The 19049-nt window shown below is 61.6% G+C and carries 16 protein-coding genes; 8 read left to right on the forward strand and 8 right to left on the reverse strand.

Going from position 1 to position 19049, the window contains the following annotated elements:
- Window positions 1-59: 59 nt before the first annotated feature.
- Window positions 60-290, reverse strand: a complete 231-nt coding sequence (locus tag ETR14_RS11360) for a hypothetical protein (protein ID WP_129384703.1) — start codon at window positions 288-290, stop codon at window positions 60-62.
- Window positions 291-600: 310 nt separating this feature from the next.
- Here ETR14_RS11360 and ETR14_RS11365 point away from each other — a divergent pair, with 310 nt between their 5' ends.
- Window positions 601-1179 carry a hypothetical protein gene (locus ETR14_RS11365; protein WP_206186023.1) on the forward strand — a complete coding sequence of 193 codons (579 nt, stop codon included), beginning with the start codon at window positions 601-603 and terminating at the stop codon, window positions 1177-1179.
- A gap of 91 nt (window positions 1180-1270) precedes the next feature.
- Window positions 1271-2545, forward strand: a complete 1275-nt coding sequence (locus ETR14_RS11370; protein WP_129384704.1) for a nucleotide sugar dehydrogenase — start codon at window positions 1271-1273, stop codon at window positions 2543-2545.
- 72 nt (window positions 2546-2617) lie between these two features.
- Here ETR14_RS11370 and ETR14_RS11375 read toward each other — a convergent pair whose 3' ends face one another.
- Window positions 2618-3613, reverse strand: a complete 996-nt coding sequence (locus tag ETR14_RS11375) for a GDP-mannose 4,6-dehydratase (RefSeq protein ID WP_129384705.1) — start codon at window positions 3611-3613, stop codon at window positions 2618-2620.
- Window positions 3614-3839: 226 nt separating this feature from the next.
- Between ETR14_RS11375 and ETR14_RS11380 the strand changes: the two genes are divergently transcribed.
- Window positions 3840-5117 (forward strand): sugar transferase, encoded by a 1278-nt coding sequence (locus tag ETR14_RS11380; protein WP_129384706.1) that lies wholly within the window; start codon window positions 3840-3842, stop codon window positions 5115-5117.
- Window positions 5118-5147: 30 nt separating this feature from the next.
- On the opposite strand, the gene ETR14_RS11385 is transcribed toward ETR14_RS11380, so the two are convergent.
- Window positions 5148-6191 carry a mannose-1-phosphate guanylyltransferase/mannose-6-phosphate isomerase gene (locus ETR14_RS11385; RefSeq protein ID WP_371416794.1) on the reverse strand — a complete coding sequence of 348 codons (1044 nt, stop codon included), beginning with the start codon at window positions 6189-6191 and terminating at the stop codon, window positions 5148-5150.
- A 365-nt stretch (window positions 6192-6556) separates the two neighbouring features.
- On the opposite strand from ETR14_RS11385, the gene ETR14_RS11390 reads away from it, so the two are divergent.
- From ETR14_RS11390 to ETR14_RS11405, 4 genes are all read left to right on the forward strand, one after another.
- Window positions 6557-7594 (forward strand): glycosyltransferase, encoded by a 1038-nt coding sequence (locus tag ETR14_RS11390; RefSeq protein ID WP_165356408.1) that lies wholly within the window; start codon window positions 6557-6559, stop codon window positions 7592-7594.
- 73 nt (window positions 7595-7667) lie between these two features.
- Window positions 7668-8774, forward strand: a complete 1107-nt coding sequence (locus ETR14_RS11395) for a glycosyltransferase (RefSeq protein ID WP_129384709.1) — start codon at window positions 7668-7670, stop codon at window positions 8772-8774.
- 4 nt (window positions 8775-8778) lie between these two features.
- Complete coding sequence (locus tag ETR14_RS11400; protein ID WP_129384710.1) at window positions 8779-9891, forward strand: glycosyltransferase family 1 protein; 1113 nt, start codon at window positions 8779-8781, stop codon at window positions 9889-9891.
- Window positions 9892-9914: 23 nt separating this feature from the next.
- On the forward strand, window positions 9915-10859 hold the full coding sequence (locus ETR14_RS11405; protein ID WP_129384711.1) for a glycosyltransferase family 2 protein: 945 nt from the start codon (window positions 9915-9917) through the stop codon (window positions 10857-10859).
- 13 nt (window positions 10860-10872) lie between these two features.
- On the opposite strand, the gene ETR14_RS11410 is transcribed toward ETR14_RS11405, so the two are convergent.
- The 5 genes from ETR14_RS11410 to rfbH all read right to left on the reverse strand — a co-directional run bounded on the left by ETR14_RS11410 (window position 10873) and on the right by rfbH (window position 18113).
- On the reverse strand, window positions 10873-11727 hold the full coding sequence (locus ETR14_RS11410) for a glycosyltransferase family 32 protein (protein ID WP_129391731.1): 855 nt from the start codon (window positions 11725-11727) through the stop codon (window positions 10873-10875).
- A gap of 55 nt (window positions 11728-11782) precedes the next feature.
- Window positions 11783-13591, reverse strand: a complete 1809-nt coding sequence (locus tag ETR14_RS11415) for an ABC transporter ATP-binding protein (protein ID WP_165356409.1) — start codon at window positions 13589-13591, stop codon at window positions 11783-11785.
- A gap of 116 nt (window positions 13592-13707) precedes the next feature.
- Entirely contained in the window at window positions 13708-14865 is a 1158-nt protein-coding gene (locus tag ETR14_RS11420) for a glycosyltransferase family 4 protein (protein WP_129384713.1), read from the reverse strand.
- 87 nt (window positions 14866-14952) lie between these two features.
- A complete protein-coding gene (locus ETR14_RS11425) occupies window positions 14953-16608 on the reverse strand; it encodes a hypothetical protein (RefSeq protein ID WP_129384714.1) in 1656 nt (551 codons plus the stop codon).
- Entirely contained in the window at window positions 16605-18113 is a 1509-nt protein-coding gene (gene rfbH / locus ETR14_RS11430) for a lipopolysaccharide biosynthesis protein RfbH (RefSeq protein ID WP_243455871.1), read from the reverse strand. The genes ETR14_RS11425 and rfbH overlap by 4 nt, the downstream gene beginning before the upstream one ends.
- On the opposite strand from rfbH, the gene ETR14_RS11435 reads away from it, so the two are divergent.
- Window positions 18107-19042, forward strand: coding sequence for a glycosyltransferase family 2 protein (locus ETR14_RS11435; protein WP_206186024.1), 936 nt, complete (start codon window positions 18107-18109; stop codon window positions 19040-19042). The two genes, rfbH and ETR14_RS11435, sit on opposite strands and share 7 nt — an antisense overlap.
- Window positions 19043-19049 lie beyond the last annotated feature (7 nt).

The following is a 19049-nucleotide window of genomic DNA, read 5'->3' on the forward strand; positions in this document are numbered from 1 at the left end:
CAAAAAAGGGCCGGATGAACGCGTCACCCGACCCCAATTCGTCTTTATGCGAGCGCCCGTTACGGGGTGGTCGGCAGATCGTCGTCGTCGTCGCTGGTCGCGGCGAGAACGCCGAGCACGACTGCGACAAGAGCGATCAACGGGATGATGAAGCCGCCACGAAGCGCGCTGCCCGAATCGATGGACTCGCTCGCCGGGGCGATCTCAGCCGCGCTCTGCGCAGCGGCGACGGTCGGCGCCGTCATCAACGCAACCGCAGCGGTCGCAACAACTAGTCCCTTGAAACCCACGTCAGCTTCTCCCTTCGTACTCAAAATCTGATCTTCTCGATTTCACCGCTTAACTATCCGAGGTGGTAGCAGATGTCCACCCCGAAACGTTCCCGCCCTCCATCGCGGGCCGGCTCGTAAACAGCCTATGGTTTACGAAAGCTGAAACACGAACTCCGTACACCAAAAAAGGCTGCGGCGCGCTGGTTATCTTGACGTGCCTGTTGCAAAGAAGCGACAGGCAAGGCCGTCCGATCGGCCCCTGCTTGCGGCGAAAAGGTTTAGCTTCCAAGGGGTTGAGATGTTCGTCGGCGGAGAGGTACGTGCATTGATGAAGGAAGCTGTCCGAATCTGGTCTGCGCTGCTCGCAGCAATCCTGTTGCTGCTTGCCGCAGGCCCTGCCTCGGCGGCGGTACAAATCACCTTCTACTCGAAGGAACTCGGCGCCTCCTTCCCCCATGCGTTCGTCATTCTCGAAGGCACGCTCGATCGGACCGGCGAGCGAATCGCTGAGGATTATGGTTTCACCGCCAAGACGGTGAGCCCCGCGATACTCCTCGGGCGGGTGAAGGGGGAGGTGGTGAGCGACCACAAGCCCGATTACGTGCGCGCCAGCGACAAGCATTTCACTCTCACCCTCACCGATGACGATTATGATCGGGTGATGGCGACGATCGCTCGCTGGCGGACGGCGAAGCAGCCCTCCTACTCGCTGGACAAGGCGAATTGCATTCACTTCGTCGGAGAGATCGCGACCACGCTCGGCATGGACAGCGCCCCGCGAAAGGGCCTGATGCGGCGGCCTCGGTCGTTCCTGGAGGCGCTCACCGCCGACAACCGAAGCTGGCTCGTCGCGCACAATGCCGTGATTCATCGAACCCAGAAAGCCGCGGCTGCGCCGGGCGCTTGACAGGCGTCACCGGTTTGCCGTTAGCCGCGCGCCGGGGGCTCTTTCGAAACATTCCGAGCCTTTTTGATTCCTTCAATCCAAGCGAGGTCGCATGAGCGCGTCCAGTCAAGATCATATCGTCGTCGTCGGCCTGGGTTATGTCGGGCTTCCACTTGCGGTCGCGCTGGCCAAGAGTTTCGACGTGACCGGCCTCGATATCGATCGGCGACGGGTCGAGGAGCTGCGCAACGGCCACGATCGGACCCACGAGGTCGACGGAGAGATACTGAAGGCCTCGCGCCTCAAGCTGACCAGCGAAGCGCGTGAAGGCGCCGGTGCCGACGTCTACATCGTCACGGTACCGACACCGGTCGATGCCGCCAATCAGCCGGATCTTGGGCCCGTCATCGGCGCCACCCGTTCGGTCGCCAAGTTGCTCGATCCCGCGCGCAAGGCGATCGTCGTCTACGAAAGCACCGTCTACCCCGGAGTCACCGACGAGATATGCGGGCCGCTGATCGAAGAGGTCTCCGGCCTGGTCCGCGGCCGCGATTTCTTCCTCGGCTATTCGCCGGAACGGATCAATCCGGGCGACCGTGAGCATACCGTCGACCGGATCGTGAAAGTGATCGCAGGGGAAAATGACGAGATCACCGAACGGCTGGCTGCCATTTACGGGGCCGTGACCAGCGCCGGCGTGTTTCGCGCCAAGTCGATTCGTGCGGCGGAAGCTGCGAAGGTGATCGAGAATGCCCAGCGCGACATCAACATCGCCTTCATGAACGAGATCACCCAGATCTTCTCCAAGCTCCACATCTCGATATGGGACGTGCTCGAGGCCGCCGGCACGAAGTGGAACTTCCTCAAGTTCCAGCCGGGCCTGGTCGGCGGCCACTGCATCGGGGTGGATCCTTACTACCTGAGCTACAGGGCGCAGCAGCTCGGCCAGGAGCCGCACGTCATCCTCTCGGGCCGGTCCACCAATGACGGCATGGGTGCGTGGGTCGCGGACCAGCTGCACGGCCGTCTCGGCCGTGCCGGCAAGGCGCTGATCATGGGCCTCGCCTTCAAGGAAAACGTGCCGGACCTTCGCAACAGCCGGGTAATCGACGTCATCCGACGCCTTGAAGCCGTCGGCCACGAGGTCGTCGTTCACGATCCGCTGGCAGACCCGGCCGAGGCCGACCATGAATATGGCATCGCGCTTGCTGCCGACGGTCTGGAAGGAAGCTATGATCTGGTTCTGGTCGCAGTTCCGCACGAAGCCTATTCGGCGCTGTCCGATGAGCAGCTGCAGGGGCTGGTGAAGCAGGGTGGCCTGCTCGCCGACCTCAAGAATCTGTACGCGCGGCGCCCGCTCAGCGGCGTCGATCGCTGGAGCCTCTAAAGGAAGAGGCGACGGTCCCGTGACCGCCGCCTCAACCTCTGCTCGGCGCACCTTCAAAGGAGCGGGTAGCGGTCAAAGACCGTGGTAACTTTTGTACCAGTCGACGAAGCGCGGAACGCCTTCGTCGATCGTGGTCGCCGGCTCGAAGCCGAGGTCGCGCTGAATCGCGCTGATGTCGGCATAGGTGTCGCGCACATCGCCCGCCTGCATCGGCAGCAGCTGCTTCTCGGCTTCGCGGCCACAGGCCTGCTCGATCAGGGAGATCATCCGCGTGAGCTCCTCCGAACGATGGTTGCCGATATTGTAGAGACGATGCGGGCTGCGGCTGCCGCCTGCCTTGATCTCCCCGTCATCCGGTGCCGGATTGTCGTGACAGGCGACGATGCCGCTGACGATATCGTCGATATAGGTGAAGTCGCGGCGCATGTTGCCCTCCCCGAACACGTTGATCGGCTCGCCGGCGAAGATCGCCTTGGTGAACAGCCACATCGCCATATCCGGGCGCCCCCAGGGTCCGTACACGGTGAAGAAGCGCAAACCGGTCTGGGGCAGGCGGTAAAGGTGCGAATAGGTCTCGCTGATAAGCTCGTCGGCCTTCTTGGTGGCGGCATAAAGCGAGAGCGGCTGGTCGACCCGATCCTCCACCCGGAACGGCAGCGTGTCGTTGCCGCCATAGACTGACGACGACGAGGCGTAGACGAAATTGGCGAGTTGCCGATGGCGGGCGAGCTCGAGCATGTTGAGATGCCCGACTAGGTTGGAATGCACGTAGGCGTGCGGGTTCTCGATCGAGTAGCGGACGCCCGCCTGGGCGCCGAGGTGGATGACCTTGTCGAACGACTTGCCAGCCATTGCCTCGGTCAGCGCCGCATTGTCGGCAAAATCCGTCTCCAGAAAGGTGAAGCCGTTGTGGCGCCGCTGGAGTTCGGCGATCCGGTCGCGCTTCAGCTTGGTGCTGTAATAATCGTTGACGGCGTCGAGCCCGATCACCTGCTCGCCGCGCGCCATCAGACGGTCGCTCACGTGGAAGCCTATGAAGCCGGCGGCGCCGGTCACGAGTGTGGTCATCGTTTCTGCCTGATTTAAGCTGAGGAAGAACGCCCTTAACCGAAGCCTGCCTTCCAACTCAACGCCCCTGCGCTGCGCACGCGTCCCAATGTGCGGCCGCGACGAGGCGAGGAAGCTCCGTCATCGCTCCGCCTTTCACTTGGCGGAGTAGACTTGACCGGTGCTTTTCTCCTATCGACGGGGCCTTCAGCATTCGAGCCGCTTTCCAGCCGCGAGCATATCCTTCGTGTCCATTGCACCCGCCAAGATCGCCAGCGCCCGTCGGACGCTATGGCACCGTGTCCGTTTCCAGCTCGGCGCAGGATTGCTGCTGGCCGTCGCGATCCCCTACTTTCTCCGGCTTCAGCTGGAATATGGGCAGTCGGACGTCGAAAGTCTCAACAACTCGCTTCTGGGCACCGTCGCGGCGCTCTTGCTCGGCTATTATGCCTTTCGCCGGGTGTCCCATTATCCGGGCGTCAGGGCTTCCTATCACATCCTGCCGTCGTTCGCGGCCTCGTTCGGGCTCGCCCTTGCCGTCTTCTTCTTCGCGCGGCTCGATTATAGCCGCCTTCACTTCCTCGCGAGCTTTGTGCTCTGCGTCGGCTGGTACTACGTCGTCTATTTCAAGCTGCAGCGGCAGCAGCGTTTGCGGATCGGCGTCGTCCCCGCGGGGGACGTCGAGCATCTCTTCGGCATTCCGGAAGTCGCCTGGGTGCGGCTCGACGCGGGCTCGCGGGAGCAGCCCTGCGATGCGATCGTCGCCGATCTGCGCGCCGACATGCCCGATGAATGGGAACGTTTCCTCGCGGATCGCGCGCTCGCCGGAACGCTCGTCATGCACGTCAAGCAGATGGAGGAATCGCTCACCGGTCGTGTCGCGATCGAGCATCTCTCGGAGAACACGCTGGGCTCGCTGATCCCGGGGATCGTCTACGCCAAGATCAAGCGCCTCTCCGACATCGTCGTCTCCATCGCGGCGCTTCCCGTCCTGATCCCGCTCTTTGCAATACTCGCCATCCTGATCCGGCTCGATTCGCCCGGGCCGATCTTTTTCCGTCAGGAACGGATGGGCTATCGCGGACATCCGTTCCGCATGTGGAAGTTTCGCACGATGCGTCACGGCCATGCCGCTGCCGATGCCCGTGAGGCGGCGATGACTCGCGATGGCGACGATCGGGTGACGAAGATCGGCCGTCCGCTGCGGCGCTACCGGATCGACGAACTCCCCCAGGTGATCAACATCCTCAAGGGGGAGATGAGCTGGATCGGCCCTCGGCCGGAGGCGGTGCCGCTGTCGCTCTGGTACGAGGCGGAACTGCCTTTCTACCGCTATCGCCACATCGTCCGCCCCGGCATCACCGGCTGGGCTCAGGTGAAGCAGGGGCACGTCGCCGAGGTCGAGGACGTGCTCTGGAAGCTTCATTACGACTTCTACTACATCAAGAATTTCTCGTTCTGGCTCGACGTGCTGATCGTGGCAGGGACGATGAAAACCGTGTTCAGCGGATTTGGGGCACGCTGATCGCGCTTCGCCGAAATCGTTTCCCAGCGCCTACAAGCGGGCGTCGCCCCGGCTCTTGAGAACGTCGACTGCATCGCGAACGGCCTGGCTGTCGCCGCGCGGAACCACCAGCACGGCGTCGTCGGTGACGATGATGGCGAGATCCTGCACACCTACGGCGACGACCAGGGGGCCTTCGCTGTGAACAAGGCAGCCCGACGACCGCAGCAGCGCGGTGTCGCCGACGGAGACATTGCCATCCTCATCCTTATCGCTGATCTCGTGCAGTGACTCCCAGCTGCCGACATCCGACCAGCGGACGTCCATCGGCACCACGGCAATGTTCGGGGCATGCTCCATCACCGCATGGTCGACGGAAATGTTGCGTACGGCTGCGAACGCTGCTGATCCGGGGCGCAGATACCGTTCGCTGCGCGTCCCCTCCGTAATTGCTTCGCGGCACGGCTCCAGCACGTCGGGCGCATGGGCGGCAAGCGCATCGAGAAAGGCGTCGGCCCGGAACAGGAAGATTCCTGCGTTCCATTGATAGCCGCCGTCGGCCAGATACGCGACGGCACGGCTCACATCGGGTTTTTCGACGAACCGCTCGACGCGGTATGTGCCGGCCGACAACGTCTCGCCTTGCTTGATGTAGCCATAGCCGGTCTCGGGACGGCTAGGCTTGATTCCGAATGTGACCAGCCATCCCTCGCGCGCTAGGGAGGCACCAGTGTCGATGGCGGCATTGAATGCCTCCACGTCGCCGATCAGATGATCGCTCGGCATGATCAGCAACAGGTCGTCAGGCGCCGCAGCAAGGGCCGCGAGCGTGATCGCTGGTGCGGTGTTCCGCGCCGCAGGTTCGAGGATGAGCCGGGCCTCGGGAGCGTGCGTTCCAATTAGCTGCTCTGTGACAGGCCGCGCCTGACCTTCGCTGGTAACAACCAGCGGTGCCGCGAATCGATCTCTGTCGGCGGTGCGATCGAGGGTCAGCTGCAGCATCGAGCGCGATCCCGTAAGGGACAGCAGTTGCTTGGGGCGGGCGGTGCGCGAAAGCGGCCAAAGGCGCGTTCCCGAGCCGCCGCACAGGATCACGGGAGTAATCGGCCGATCGTCGCGGCCTACAGCGCTGCTCAACGAGGAAATCCTTCTCCACCCAGAACGGGTGCTTTAGGGTCACTCGCCGCCATCAGCAAGGCAGGCGCCGGCCGCATCGGCTGCCAGAATCTTGTGGAATGGCGGCAACAAGGCGGATACGAAGCGCTCTCCACGAGGCGCCGGGCCCCTCCGGCGAGCGGCGCGCCCTGAGGGTGCGTGCCGTTCAGGAGGGCAGTCGCGCGCAACGCAGATTTCACGGGAAGTCCATGCTGATGCGGTATTCGGAGCGCTGATCCGCGGGCATGTCCAAACTGCTATACGTCACTCCAAGATTCTTCGATCCTCCGCAGGGGGGGCGAGCGATGCTGTCACGACTGCATTGGGAATGCCTCGGCCGGCTCCTTGGCGATCGCCTCCGCCTGCAGGAACTCGATCGTCATATTCCCACCGGTGCCGGGGCAATCGGCCAAGCGCTCGGCGGTTATCTCGACGGCCTCACGCCGTCGGTGGAAGACGCAATCCTCGCGCGTCTTCAGCAGGAGGATATCGGCAGCGTCTATTTAGACGGATCCAACCTCGGCCATCTCGCGCGTTCGATCCGTCGTCGCTTTCAGAACGTGCGGGTCTATACGTTCTTCCATAACGTCGAGGCACGGTTCTTCCTCGGCGCCCTCCGTCAGACCAGGGACCTTCGCGCCGTCGGGGTGCTCATTGCCAATTACTCCGCAGAGCGAATGGCGGTGCGATCAAGCCAGCGGCTGATCACTCTCAGCGAGCGGGACAGCCGCCTGCTGAAGCGACTCTATGGCAGGGCCGGCACCGATATTCTGCCGATGGCACTCGAAGACCAGTGCGCCTTCGCACCGGCGCCGGACGGGACGGATCCGAGTGACGCCGATTATGCTCTGTTCGTGGGCGGTGCCTTTTATGCAAATGTCGATGGCATACGCTGGTTCGCGCGTGAGGTTGCGCCCCATATCGGCTTGAAGACGCGGGTGGTCGGCCGGGGAATGGAACCGTATCGCGCGGATATCGAGCGATCGGGCAATGTCGAGCTGATCGGCGCCGTCGATCGTCTCGAGCCGTGGTATCGGGCGGCGAAGGTGGTGATCGCGCCAATCTTCGATGGATCTGGCATGAAGACGAAGATCGCGGAGGCGCTGATGTTCGGAAAGCGAGTGGTCGGTACGGCCGAAGCCTTTGCAGGCTATGGAGATGTGGTCGGTCGCGCCGGCTGGCTTTGCGAAACGGCGGGAGAGTTCATCAAGGCCATGCGTCAAGTCGAGGCGCTCGAGCTGCCGTCCTTCGACAGGTCGTTGCGACGCCTTTATGAGGAGAGCTTCTCCTTGGAGGCCGCGCAACTCAGGCTGGGCGCCATTCTCGGTGAGGAGCAACCGTGAGGAATCGTGTGCGACATCGGCGCGCGAACGTCGCTGAACGGCTCGGCGGGCACAGACAAATGAAGTGGGATCGATGAAGATTTGCGTAATCACGCCCAGGTACATGATTTCCGGAGTTGCCCTTGCGCAATATCGGTTTGCCCGTGCGCTCGTCGGGCAGGGGCATGATGTGGATCTGGTGATCGGCAGGGTCGATCCGCATCTCACCGTGCCGCCGGCCCCAGGGCTCAACATCGTCACGCTCAATAAGCCGAACGTGCGCAGCCTGTTCTTCCCCGTCTGGCGCTATCTCAGAGCCGCGAAGCCCGAGGTCGTCTTTTCGGCCGAGGATCATCTTAACGCGCTCGTGCTGTTGATCGCAATTCTCAGCGGATCGAAGGCCAAGATCAGCGGGTCGTGCCGGGTACGGCCATTCGACACCTATTCAAACGTTCCGTTCACGAAAAGATGGTTCCTGAAGCAGGTGATGCGTGCCGTCACCTGGCGAGCCGACGCGCTCACCTGCGTGTCGAAGGACATGGTCGAGCAATATCGGCAGGTGTTTGATGCGCCGCCGCATGTCTGCATCTACAACATCATCCAAGACAAGTCATCGACACAAAGGATGCGCGAGCCCGTCGACGACCCCTGGTTCGAGGCGGGGCAGGATCCCGTGCTCGTTGCGGCGGGAACCTTGGCTCCGTGGAAGGGCTTCGACGATTTGCTCGATGCGATCGCAGTACTGAAGGCTCGGGGCCGCATGGTGAGACTCACCATTCTCGGTGAAGGTCCGCTCCGCACGCATCTGGAGGAGAAAGTCGTTTCCCTTGCGCTCTCCGATCGTGTTCGGCTCCCAGGTTTCACCACTAACACGCTGAAATATTTCAGCCGCGCGGATGCCTTCGTCCTGTCATCTCACGTCGAGGGGCTTCCCAACGTGCTCGTCGAGGCGATGATGTGCGGCCTGACGCCGGTGGCGACCGATTGTCCCACCGGCCCGCGTGAAGTGCTGCAAGATGGGCGTTACGGATACCTCGTCCCGGTCCGGGATCCGGCAGGCCTTGCCGATGGAATCGAAAGGGCGCTCGCTGCTCCGATTCCGCCTGAAGTGCTTGCCGAAGGGGTAGCGCCATTCGAGGAGCAGACGGTGATACGTCGCCATTTCGAAGTTCTCGGCCTCGCCGAACCGATCGCGGCCTGATCCCGTGCGTGTCGGCCTCAACGCAATTTGCTTCAACGATCGCCCCTCGGGCGCAAATCAGCGGTTTGCTGGGATCTACGGAGCGCTCATCGCACGCTGCCCCGAGATTGAATTCGTCATATTCGAGCCGGTAGATTGCCGTGTTGCCGATTGGTTCGGCGGCGCTCCGAACGTCACCGTCCGGCGCACTCCGCTGCCGAGCACTGGTCGGGTGCGGCGCGCGATCGGAGGTCTGCTTTACTGGCGGCGCGCGCTGAAGCGGGAGAAGCTGGATCTCTTCGAGATGTTTCATCTCCCGCTGCTGCGTGCCCCCGATTGCCCGACGGTGATGACGGTACACGACGCACGCCCGGTGCTTCGCAATGTACCGCTGATGAAGCGGCTCTTCTATGGGCGGATACTCAAAAGCGGTCTGAGGCGAGCGGATCATGTGATCACCGTGTCGGAGACGATGCAGGAGGAAATTGTCGGGATCGAGCCGCGGGCGTCCGTGAGTGCGATCTACAACGGCATTGATCCTAGCCGATTTCAGGACGTCAACCGGGATGAAGCTGAAGGCACACGCATGAAGCTCGGCCTTCCGGCCCGCTTCATCCTTGCGGTCGGACATCTCGAAGCCCGCAAGAATTACTTGCGCCTGCTCGCGGCACTCGCACAGCTCCGCGCCGACGGAGAACCGATCGCGCTGGCGATCGTCGGAAACGAAGGCGGCGAGGGCGCAACGGTGGCGGCAGAGGTGCGCCGTTTGAACCTCGACGAGCACGTTCGCCTGCTGCAGGGCGTCAGCGACCAGGAGCTTTCGCACATCTACGCGCTGTCCGAACTGGTCGCTTTCCCGTCGACCTATGAAGGGTTCGGGATTCCGATCCTGGAGGCGATGGCTGCACGCCGGCCGCTGGTGCTAAGCGACATACCGGTGTTTCGTGAGCTCACCGAGGACAAGGGCGCCTATTTCCCTCCCGACGACGCCGTTGCGATGGCGGCGACCATCCGGGACGTGCTCGCCAGCCCCGATCGCCAGCAGGCACTAGTGGCTTATGGCGAGCGGCGGATCGCCGACTTCACCTTTCCTGCGCTCGCTCGGCAGGTTGAGCAGGTCTACAAGTCCAAGGCGTAATCGGCGTTGATCAGAAGGTTTGCATGTTCTCGGTCGTCATACCTTTGTACAACAAGGGCGCGTTCATAGGTCGGACGGTCCGAAGCGCACTCGCGCAAAGCTTTCAAGAGTTCGAGCTGATCATCGTCGACGACGGTTCCACAGACGACGGACCGGCGCAGGTCGCATCATTCCAGGATCGGCGCCTTCGTGTCATCCGACAGCCCAATGCGGGGAAGGGCGCTGCACGCAATCTCGGGATGCAAAAGGCTTCGCGCCCCTGGATCGCCTTCCTTGATGCGGATGATTACTGGTTTCCCGATCATCTTGCCGAGCTGGAGACGATGGCGCGGCTCCATCCGGAGGCAGGTTTGCTTTCCACCAGCTACGCAGAGGGGGCGGATCCCGCCGCATCCCAGCCCCATCATGGCGCCGACATCAGGCCCATCGACTATCTCGCCGAGGCCGCCCGCTCCGTGGGGATCGTTTGGTCCTCGGCAACCGCCGTCCGCCGCGACCTCGCAAACGATCTCGGCGGCTTCGGACACTGGCGCACTGGCGAGGATCTCGAATATTGGATGCGCGTGGCAATGCGGGCGCCGGTCATCAAGTCCGACCGGGTAACGGCTTACTACTTCCGAAATGAGAATAGTGAGATGGCACAGGTGCATCGGGCGGAGAAGACCGCCCCGCTTACTCGCGGCCTCTTTGAGATCTGGCCTTCCGTCGCCTTCCTGGAAAGCATCAAGGGAGACCTCGTACCTGATCGATGCGACGCAGCCGAGCGCTATCAGCGCAGCGCCGCCTGGCTGACAATGATCGGACGGCTCGCCGTGTTCGATATCGACGGCGCCCGCGCGATTGGGCGGCAAATGCCTGGACGCCGGCTCGATCGTGCGGGCATGCTGTCGCTAGTGCTTGCGCTTCCTGGCCCGGTTCTTCGATCTGCCCTACGGCTGCGCATGCGATTGCGCGGGTCGCGCGACTGAGCGTAGGTCGCTTTCAGGCGCGAGCCATCGTTCTGGCCGACGTCTTAAGACGCCCGAGTCGGCGCCGCATCCGCTTGCCGGCGCTGTATCCGGCGCCAAGCAGGCGGCTCAGACCGGACATTTTGACGATCGAGTCGGTCCGCTCGGCATAGTGGCCATCGAAGAAGGTCCGATGCTGCTCGCCGGCGACGACGCTGTATTCGAGGCCAAGCATGCGCTCATTAGGGAGCACCGTGCACTCGTTTCGTTCGAGGAGCGGCGTGATCGCAAGCGTATAGGCGACCGGCCCGGTGAGCGTGAAAACGGCCTCCCGGCCGACACCGTCGCGCCAGGGTCGGTAGCGTTCGATGTTGCGAAGGACATGATCGATCACGGCGCGGAGCAGGGGATGACCCGGTGCTGCGATGATGTGCCACTGCTGGAACTCGCCACCTTCCACATGCTCGAGGCCTCTTTGCAGACCCCAATTCTCGTGGCTGCCACCTTTGCCGTTGTCCCACTTGGCCAAAAGCATTCTGCGGTCGTCTGTGGTGATCTCGTCGAGAGGTCGTGTCGCCGTGCTCTTGATGTCCAGATACACGCCGCCGACCTGATACATCAGCAGGTATCGAAAGAGATCCGCGCGTGCCGCGCCGTAGGCCGGGTTGATCCGGAGGTAGCGTGCCAGCATTTCTGAGCCATAATGCTCGGCGATAAAGGATTCGATATCGGCGTCATCGTACAGGCGATGCTTCCATCCGGGATTGCGCCGCCTCAGCGCATCAACATTGTCCCGAAGCTTCGAGGGAAGATCTTTGGTGGCATAGGTTTGGTGAATGATGCGCGGAACGGAGGAGCCCAGAGCCACCATCTTTACGTCGATCGTCATTCGCTTATTAAGACTCCAGAAGAACCCACGACTGCTCCATTCCAACGATTGCCGTTCAGGCTGCCGTTTGCGCGCCTCCGAGCACGACCTGCTCGTAAGTGCCCTCCTGAACGATCCGCCCGGATTCCAGCCTGTAGACGGTATCGCAGCCTGCGACGGTCGAAAGGCGGTGCGCAATGAGGATAATGGTCAGCTCGCGATCAAGCTCCGAGACAGAGTCCATCACCGCCGCTTCGGTAGCAGCATCGAGCGCGCTGGTGGCTTCGTCAAGAACGAGTATCGAGGCGTCTTTATAAAGAGCACGGGCGATTCCGATCCGTTGCCTCTGCCCTCCTGATAGCCTCACGCCTCGCTCGCCGACGCGCGTTTCGAAGCCTTCTGGAAGACTGTCGATGAACGCGGCGATGTCGGCCCGGGCAGCCGCCCTGCGGATCCTGGCCATGTCGATGTCGTTGCGATGGAAACCGAAGGCTATGTTCGCCGCGATCGTATCATCAGCTAGGAAAATGGCCTGGGGAACATGAGCGATCCGTGTTTGCCACTCGGCAATGTTGCTTTCGTCGAGAGTTGCCCCCCCCACTCGCAGCTGTCCCCGCGATGGCTGCAGCAGTCCCATCATCACGTCGACGAGCGTGCTTTTCCCGCTGCCCGTCTTGCCGACGAAAGCGACGCGCTCGCCCGCGCGGATACATAGACTTATTCCCTGCAAAACATCGTGATCGGGAGCGTAGCTGAACCACAGATCGCGCGCTTCGATATCCAACTTGGCCGGCAGCGTCGCTGCCCCTCGGCTCGGCACGGCGGTGCTGACCGGAGCATTCATCAGATCAACGACGTCTTTGAGTGCGTGGGCATTGATCGAGTAGCCGGCCCACCCTCGATAGATCGCCTGCACCAGCGGCAGAAGCCGTTGCGCGCCGATTGCCAGCGCGCCGAGCACCGGGAGCGCAGCGAGCACCCCGCCCGGCTGTGAAGTGAAATAGATTGCAAGCAGGGCAAAGACGACGATACCGAAGCTCTCGACCACAAAACGCGGAGCATCGATCACCACACCGGCATGCACCTGCAGGCGTCGCATTTCCTCCTCAATCTCTCCCAACTTCTGTCGGAAGATCGGCTGTGAGTGGTCGAGGATGATGTCGCGCATGCCGCCCCAGACCTCCTGAACGACCTTGAGGCGCTCGGTGCGCACTGCCGAGCTCCGATGGGAGTTCGCGATCAACGCCTTCTTCGTGAAGAGGCTGATCGAAACATAGAGGAGACCGACCGATAGCAACGCAGCAGCAGCGCTCATGGGATCGATCAGAAACAGGAATGCAAGGATGAACAGCGCGATCACGGCGGAGGTGAATGCAAGCAGTCCAGGCGACAGGATTGCTGTCGCTACCAGGTGAATCTTCTCTACGGCCGCCAACGCAACGCTGCTGTTCTGACGCACGTAGATTTCGTATGGCCGATGCAGCAGGCGCTCGAAAACCCGCATGCTGACGTCGTGTGCGAGTCCGTAGACAAATCGATGGCTCGCCCAGGTGAGAGCGGATCGGATGACGGCCGCTACGACTGCCGCGGAGACGAGTAGGACGGCTGCTGCGACGATCGCCTCGCGGCCATTGGTCGCGCCCAGCATCTCCAGCAAAGATTGCACCGCCCGGTATTTGGCGAAGTAGCTAGGATCTGCGGCCAGCGCGAGGAGCGGCACGACCGCTCCGATCGTCAGCAGCTCGGCGATCGCACCAAGCAGCATCAACGCAGCAGTGCCGAGCAGCTGTAGCCGGCGCTGCCGTCCCATGATGCTATAGAGGGCGGCTAAACCGCCCCGAGCCGGCGCCTCTCTTCTAGCGCTCGGTAAATCCTCACTGCTCATAGTTTTCCTTGCGTGAACATGGACGCTCTGCATCCGCGCGAGTCCAGTTGTTCCATGGCAACTCGGCAGTGCGAAATCCATTCCAATGACGATGCGGGTCAGCTGCAGGCGGGCTGCTAAATTGGAGACCTGCCGAGATCGAGCCGCTGGCGAACCACCCGCTCAAGCTTAGCAGCCCAGACCTGCCAGTCCAGACGGTTCGCGGCGTCTTCCAGCGCTGCGGCCGACATCCGCTCATATGCGTCGGGATGGTTCAGCAGCGCTTCAATATGACTCGCGAACGTGTCTCCCGAAGAACCGACCGGCAGCAGAATGCCGGTTTCTCCGTCGCTTACCACAGTCGTGACGCCGCCGGTGGCATAGCCGAGCGACGGGAGTCCGTGATGTGCTGCTTCGGCGAACACGATCCCCCATGCTTCGGCGGCAGTTGGCAGGATGAAGAAAGAGGCTTCTGAGTACAGGCGATTCAGAGTCGCTTGGTCCGCCGGGGAACTTTTATCGATGAAGCCGTGGAAGGTGACGTTCGGCAGTGGCGATGCACCTTCCAGCACCTCCTCGCTGCAGCCGACGATGTCGAGCGAGCTCTGGATCCCGCGTTCTGCAAGCGCGCGTACCGCACTGAGAGCTACTGGGCCGCCCTTGCGTTTCCAGTCGGTGCCGACGAACAACAAGCGTACGGGCCCGCCCCCAAGTCGGCGCGGGAGGCGTCGCTCTGGTGGCATGTTGGCCCCCCAGGCGATTTGCACAACCTGTTCGGCGGGCATGCCCTGCTTCTCGATGGCAGACCGACAGGCCCAATGAGACGGAAAGTGCACCAGCAAAGATTCGTGGAAGGCGCGGTGTTCGGCGGCGCGAGCCTTGCGTTTGGCGGTCACCGAAAGCTGGCGGAACATGTCGTAATATTCTACCAAATCGGGAATGACCGCGTCCGTAATCGTGACGACCGGCAGGCGCTCGGTGAAAAGATAGGCGGCGTCGGTCAGCGCGACGGCGAACACGACATCGGGGCGAGCGGCTTCGAGCTTCCTGATTGTGCGGGCCGCCGCAAGACGCGAGTAGAAGCGCGACCAGCTATACTCGAAGCGTCCTCCCGTCAGCAGCTTGGCCGCTCGCCCGAGCGGCCGGTACCAATCCGCCCATACCTGCTCGACCACCAATGTGACGTCGAACTGCCGTTCAAGCGCCTTGAGCATGTGGTGGGGCGTGCCGGACCAGAGTTTGATGTCACGCGGATTGCCGTTTGCGATGAAGGCGGCACGAAGCGTCCTAGTCATCGCCGATCAAACCTGCATGGCGGGACGGCTCCTCCGTTATTGTCCGATCTGGTCACAGTGCCGTTCCGCCCATCATCTATTGTGGTCTCAGACGCTGGGACGCCGTATGTAGAGGTCCCACATCGTAGATCGATCCTGGATGTCGAACTGCTGTCTCAGGGACGGCAGGAACCGGGAGTGGAGCTCGTTGGTTCGATCGTCACGAAGTACCAGCACCGTGTCAATGTCGGCTGGAATAGCATTGAGCGCTTTCATGATCGGTGATTCGTGACTTGCGCCAAGCGGGAAGCTGAGGACTGGTTGGGACTGCAGCACGAAAGGCCATGTGCTCGAGTAGAAGCTTAGGACCTTCCGCTGCCGGATGTTCGGCAAGCGGGACAGAAGTGCGAGTCCATCCGCATGGGCATATTGCCACTCGTAATCCCCCATCCACCGCGCGCTTTGTTCGAGGTGCAGCCGATCGCCAATCTTCTTGATGGCGATCGAGGGCCGCGTAAATAGCGGCGTCTGGGACGTCTCCGGCCGTTCGACGATCAGTCCCGCAAGCGTACCGCTCTTGAACAGGGAAAGTTCGCCGCCACGTGCCTGACCGCGAAGCCCAACCAGCACGTTCATCAGGTAGGGTGTCATGAAGGTAAGGGCGTATACGGCCAGAGCGATCGTGAACATGCGGGCCTCACCGTCTTCCCGATGCAAGCCTTCGTCCGCCGCCATGATCACGACGAACGCGATCATCGGGGTGGTCGCGGCGATGAAATAATCCAGGGAGCCGGTCGTCAGCGTAGCGAGCATACCGAGCGGGAGGATCGCAGCGAGTACGCTCAACTTGATTGCCAGCCACCTTCCTTCTTTGCGCGTAACCCAAAGATAAGCGATCGACCCGGCCGCGATTGCTAGCCCGAAGAAATTATAAAGGCTGTTATAGAAGAGTTTGCGGAACGCCCAGTCGATGATGAACCCTACCCCTGCGACCGCGGAAAGGTCGCCCGGCGCCTTCATATAGGCTTCCGGCCCATAACCTAGAACGGCCCAGCCCATGGCGATCATTGCGATCCCGTACAACGCGCAGTGAAGCAGTCCTTTCAAGCCGTTGCGGTAAAGCAAGGGAGCAGCGGCAGGTACGAGCAGAATGGCGAAGGTGAGCTTGGTGACGAGGATCAGGAACGCTGCCGCCGCGCATACGAACAACTCCACTTGGCGGAGAGGCTGGTCTGACAGCAGCACCGTCGCATAGCATGTGATCGCCAAGGCCCAGCACAGCCTGTTGTAGTACATCGAGTAGGAATGGCGGAATATCTCGGCTCCGCCGTCTTCGAAAGGGGACCAGGTCAAACTGGTTGCAGAGAGCAGGACCAGCAGGAGCGCGAACGTGGCGAGGCGAGCCTGGCGCGCGATGCCGCAGTAGAACAGCGCCGCGCAGATGAAGAAGCCGATGACGATCGCCTGCTCGATCGCCTTGAACGTCGGGCCAAAGAGTCGCATCGCCCAATCGATCAGGTAGATCTCGTAACCGCCGAATTGCCACACGAAATCGACGTGCGGAACGTAGCCGTGGTGAACCAGGTAGCCGGCGTTCAGCAAGTAGAAGCAGTCGATGACGTACTTGTTGGTGTAGGTGTTCGGCAGGATCAACGCCAGTGAGGCGAACGCTATCGCACCGAAAAGCAGAGCTCCGCTCAACCAGAGCGGCGGAGCCATCGTTGCAAGGCGCCGTCCACGCTTCGCCATGGCCAGATCGCTCATCGGCCGCGAATTTCCGTGGCCACGGAGGCGATCGTCTCTACCATATAATCGAGGCGTGCCTCGTCGATCCCCGGCCAGACCCCGATCCAGAAACTGTCGTTCATGATCTTGTCGGTGTTGTCGAGCGTGCCGTGCACCCGATAGGCGACGTCGCGGAAGGCAGGCTGCTTGGTGAGGTTGCCGGCGAAAAGGAGCCGGGTACCCACCTTGCGCTCCTCCAGCGTCTTCGTGAGCAGATTCCGATTGACGCCACTGCCGTCCCGGACCGTCAGAAGATAGCCGAACCAGCTCGGATCGGTGCCGGGGGTGGGAACCGGCAGATGGAAGAGCTCGTCCAGACCCGCGTCCCGTAGCCTTCGCTCCAGGCCGGCGAAGTTCTCCCGCCGTCGCGCCACGAAATGATCGAGCTTCTTGAGCTGGCTCACTCCGACGGCCGCCTGCATGTCGCTGACCTTCATGTTATAGCCGATATGGCTATATGTGTATTTGTGATCGTAGCCCTTGGGCAGCTCGCCCAGCCGCCAGCCGAAGCGTTTGTTGCAGGTGTTGTCCACGCCGGGCTTGCAATAGCAATCGCGGCCCCAGTCGCGGAACGACTCGGCTATCTTCGCGAGCAGCGGGCTGTTCATGAGAACGGCACCGCCTTCGCCCATGGTGATGTGGTGCGCAGGATAGAAGCTCAGGGTCGCCACATCCCCGAACGTCCCAACGTGCTGACCGCCGACAAGCGCGCCAAAGGCGTCGCAGCAATCCTCGATCAGATACAGGTTGTGCGCCTTGCAGATCGCTGCCACCCTCTGAACGTCGAACGGATTGCCGAGTGAATGAGCGATCATAACCGCCTTGGTCTTCGGCGTGATCGCTGCCTCGAGGAGGTCCACGTTGACGTTGTGCGTCTCGACATCGACATCGACGAACACTGGGATGCAGCCATATTGAACGATCGGCGCAACGGTGGTCGGAAAGCCTGCCGCCACCGTGATCACTTCATCGCCCGGTTTGATCCTCTTCTCGCCAAGTTTCCAGGAGGTCAGGCAAGCGAACGCCAACAGGTTCGCGGCAGACCCGGACACGGTCAGCTTCGCATGGCGACGGCCGAAGATCGCGGCGACCTCGGTCTCGAACTGATCGGCGTAGCGCCCGGCGGTCAGCCACATGTCGAGGGAGGCATCGATGAGGTTCGCGCAATCGTCCGCGTCCATCACCTTTCCCGACGGCGGTATGTAGGTCTCTCCAGGCACGAACGGAGCCGGAGGGCGTGACTCGTGAAACTGTCGGGCAAGGCGGATGATTTCAGAACGCAAATCGTCAGTCATGTCGATCCTGTCGTGGGGAGGTGGCTGCACTGCCAAGTCGATTTCGAAACGCTCGTTAGCGGCTTCAAACCAGAACGTCGATGGGGCACGCTCCCGCGCAGGGGACGGGCGTGCCGAGGAGCACGCCGTGGAGGAGCGTTTTCGCTTGGCAGCGCGCCGGATTTGATGCGATGCGGCGCGCCATGGCAAACAAGCTCATTTCGATCGTCACCCCGTGCTACAACGAAGAAGAAAACGTTCGGGAGCTTGTCGCCCGTATCCGGGGGGTGTTCGCGCAACTACCGGATTATGATTATGAGCACATCCTCATCGACAATGCTTCCACCGATGGAACCGCACAGGTGCTGCGTCAGCTTGCGGGCGAGGACAGCCGGACGAAGGTGATCCTCAACACCCGCAATTTCGGCCACATCCGGTCGCCTTATCATGCCATCCTCCAGGCAAGCGGTGAGGCCGTGATCCACCTCGTCGCCGATCTTCAGGACCCCCCTGAGATGATCCCGGATTTTCTTGCGAAGTGGAGCGAGGGCTTCAAAGTGGTGCTGGGTGTCAAGACCCAGTCGCAGGAGTCGCCCGCCATGTATGCGATCCGGAAGTTGTACTATGATCTCAGTGGCCGTTTGTCCGAGGTTCGACTTATTAAGAACTACACGGGATTTGGGCTCTACGACCACGTGGTGGTGGAGCAGTTACGCCAAATTGATGATCCGTACCCCTATTTCCGCGGCCTCATTGCCGACCTTGGGTACGAAGCGGCATTGATCCCCTTCAATCAGCCTGTTCGAAAGCGCGGAATAACAAGCAACAACTTTTACAAGTTGTACGATATCGCGATGCTAGGGATTACCAATCATTCGAAAATTCCGCTACGTATGGCCACGATGGCAGGCTTCTTCCTGTCTGCCGCCAGTCTGTTTATTGCACTGGGTTATTTGATTGCAAAGCTCCTGTTCTGGAGCCAGTTTGCCCTTGGAACGGCGCCCATTCTGATCGGGTTTTTCTTCTTCATGTCGGTTCAGCTCTTCTTCATCGGCATTATCGGCGAGTATGTCGGTGCGATCCACACCCAGGTTCAAAAGCGACCGCATGTGATCGAGAAAGAGCGCTTGAACTTCTGATCGTCGG

Source organism: Sphingosinicella sp. BN140058, assembly GCF_004135585.1.
Classification (GTDB): domain Bacteria; phylum Pseudomonadota; class Alphaproteobacteria; order Sphingomonadales; family Sphingomonadaceae; genus Allosphingosinicella.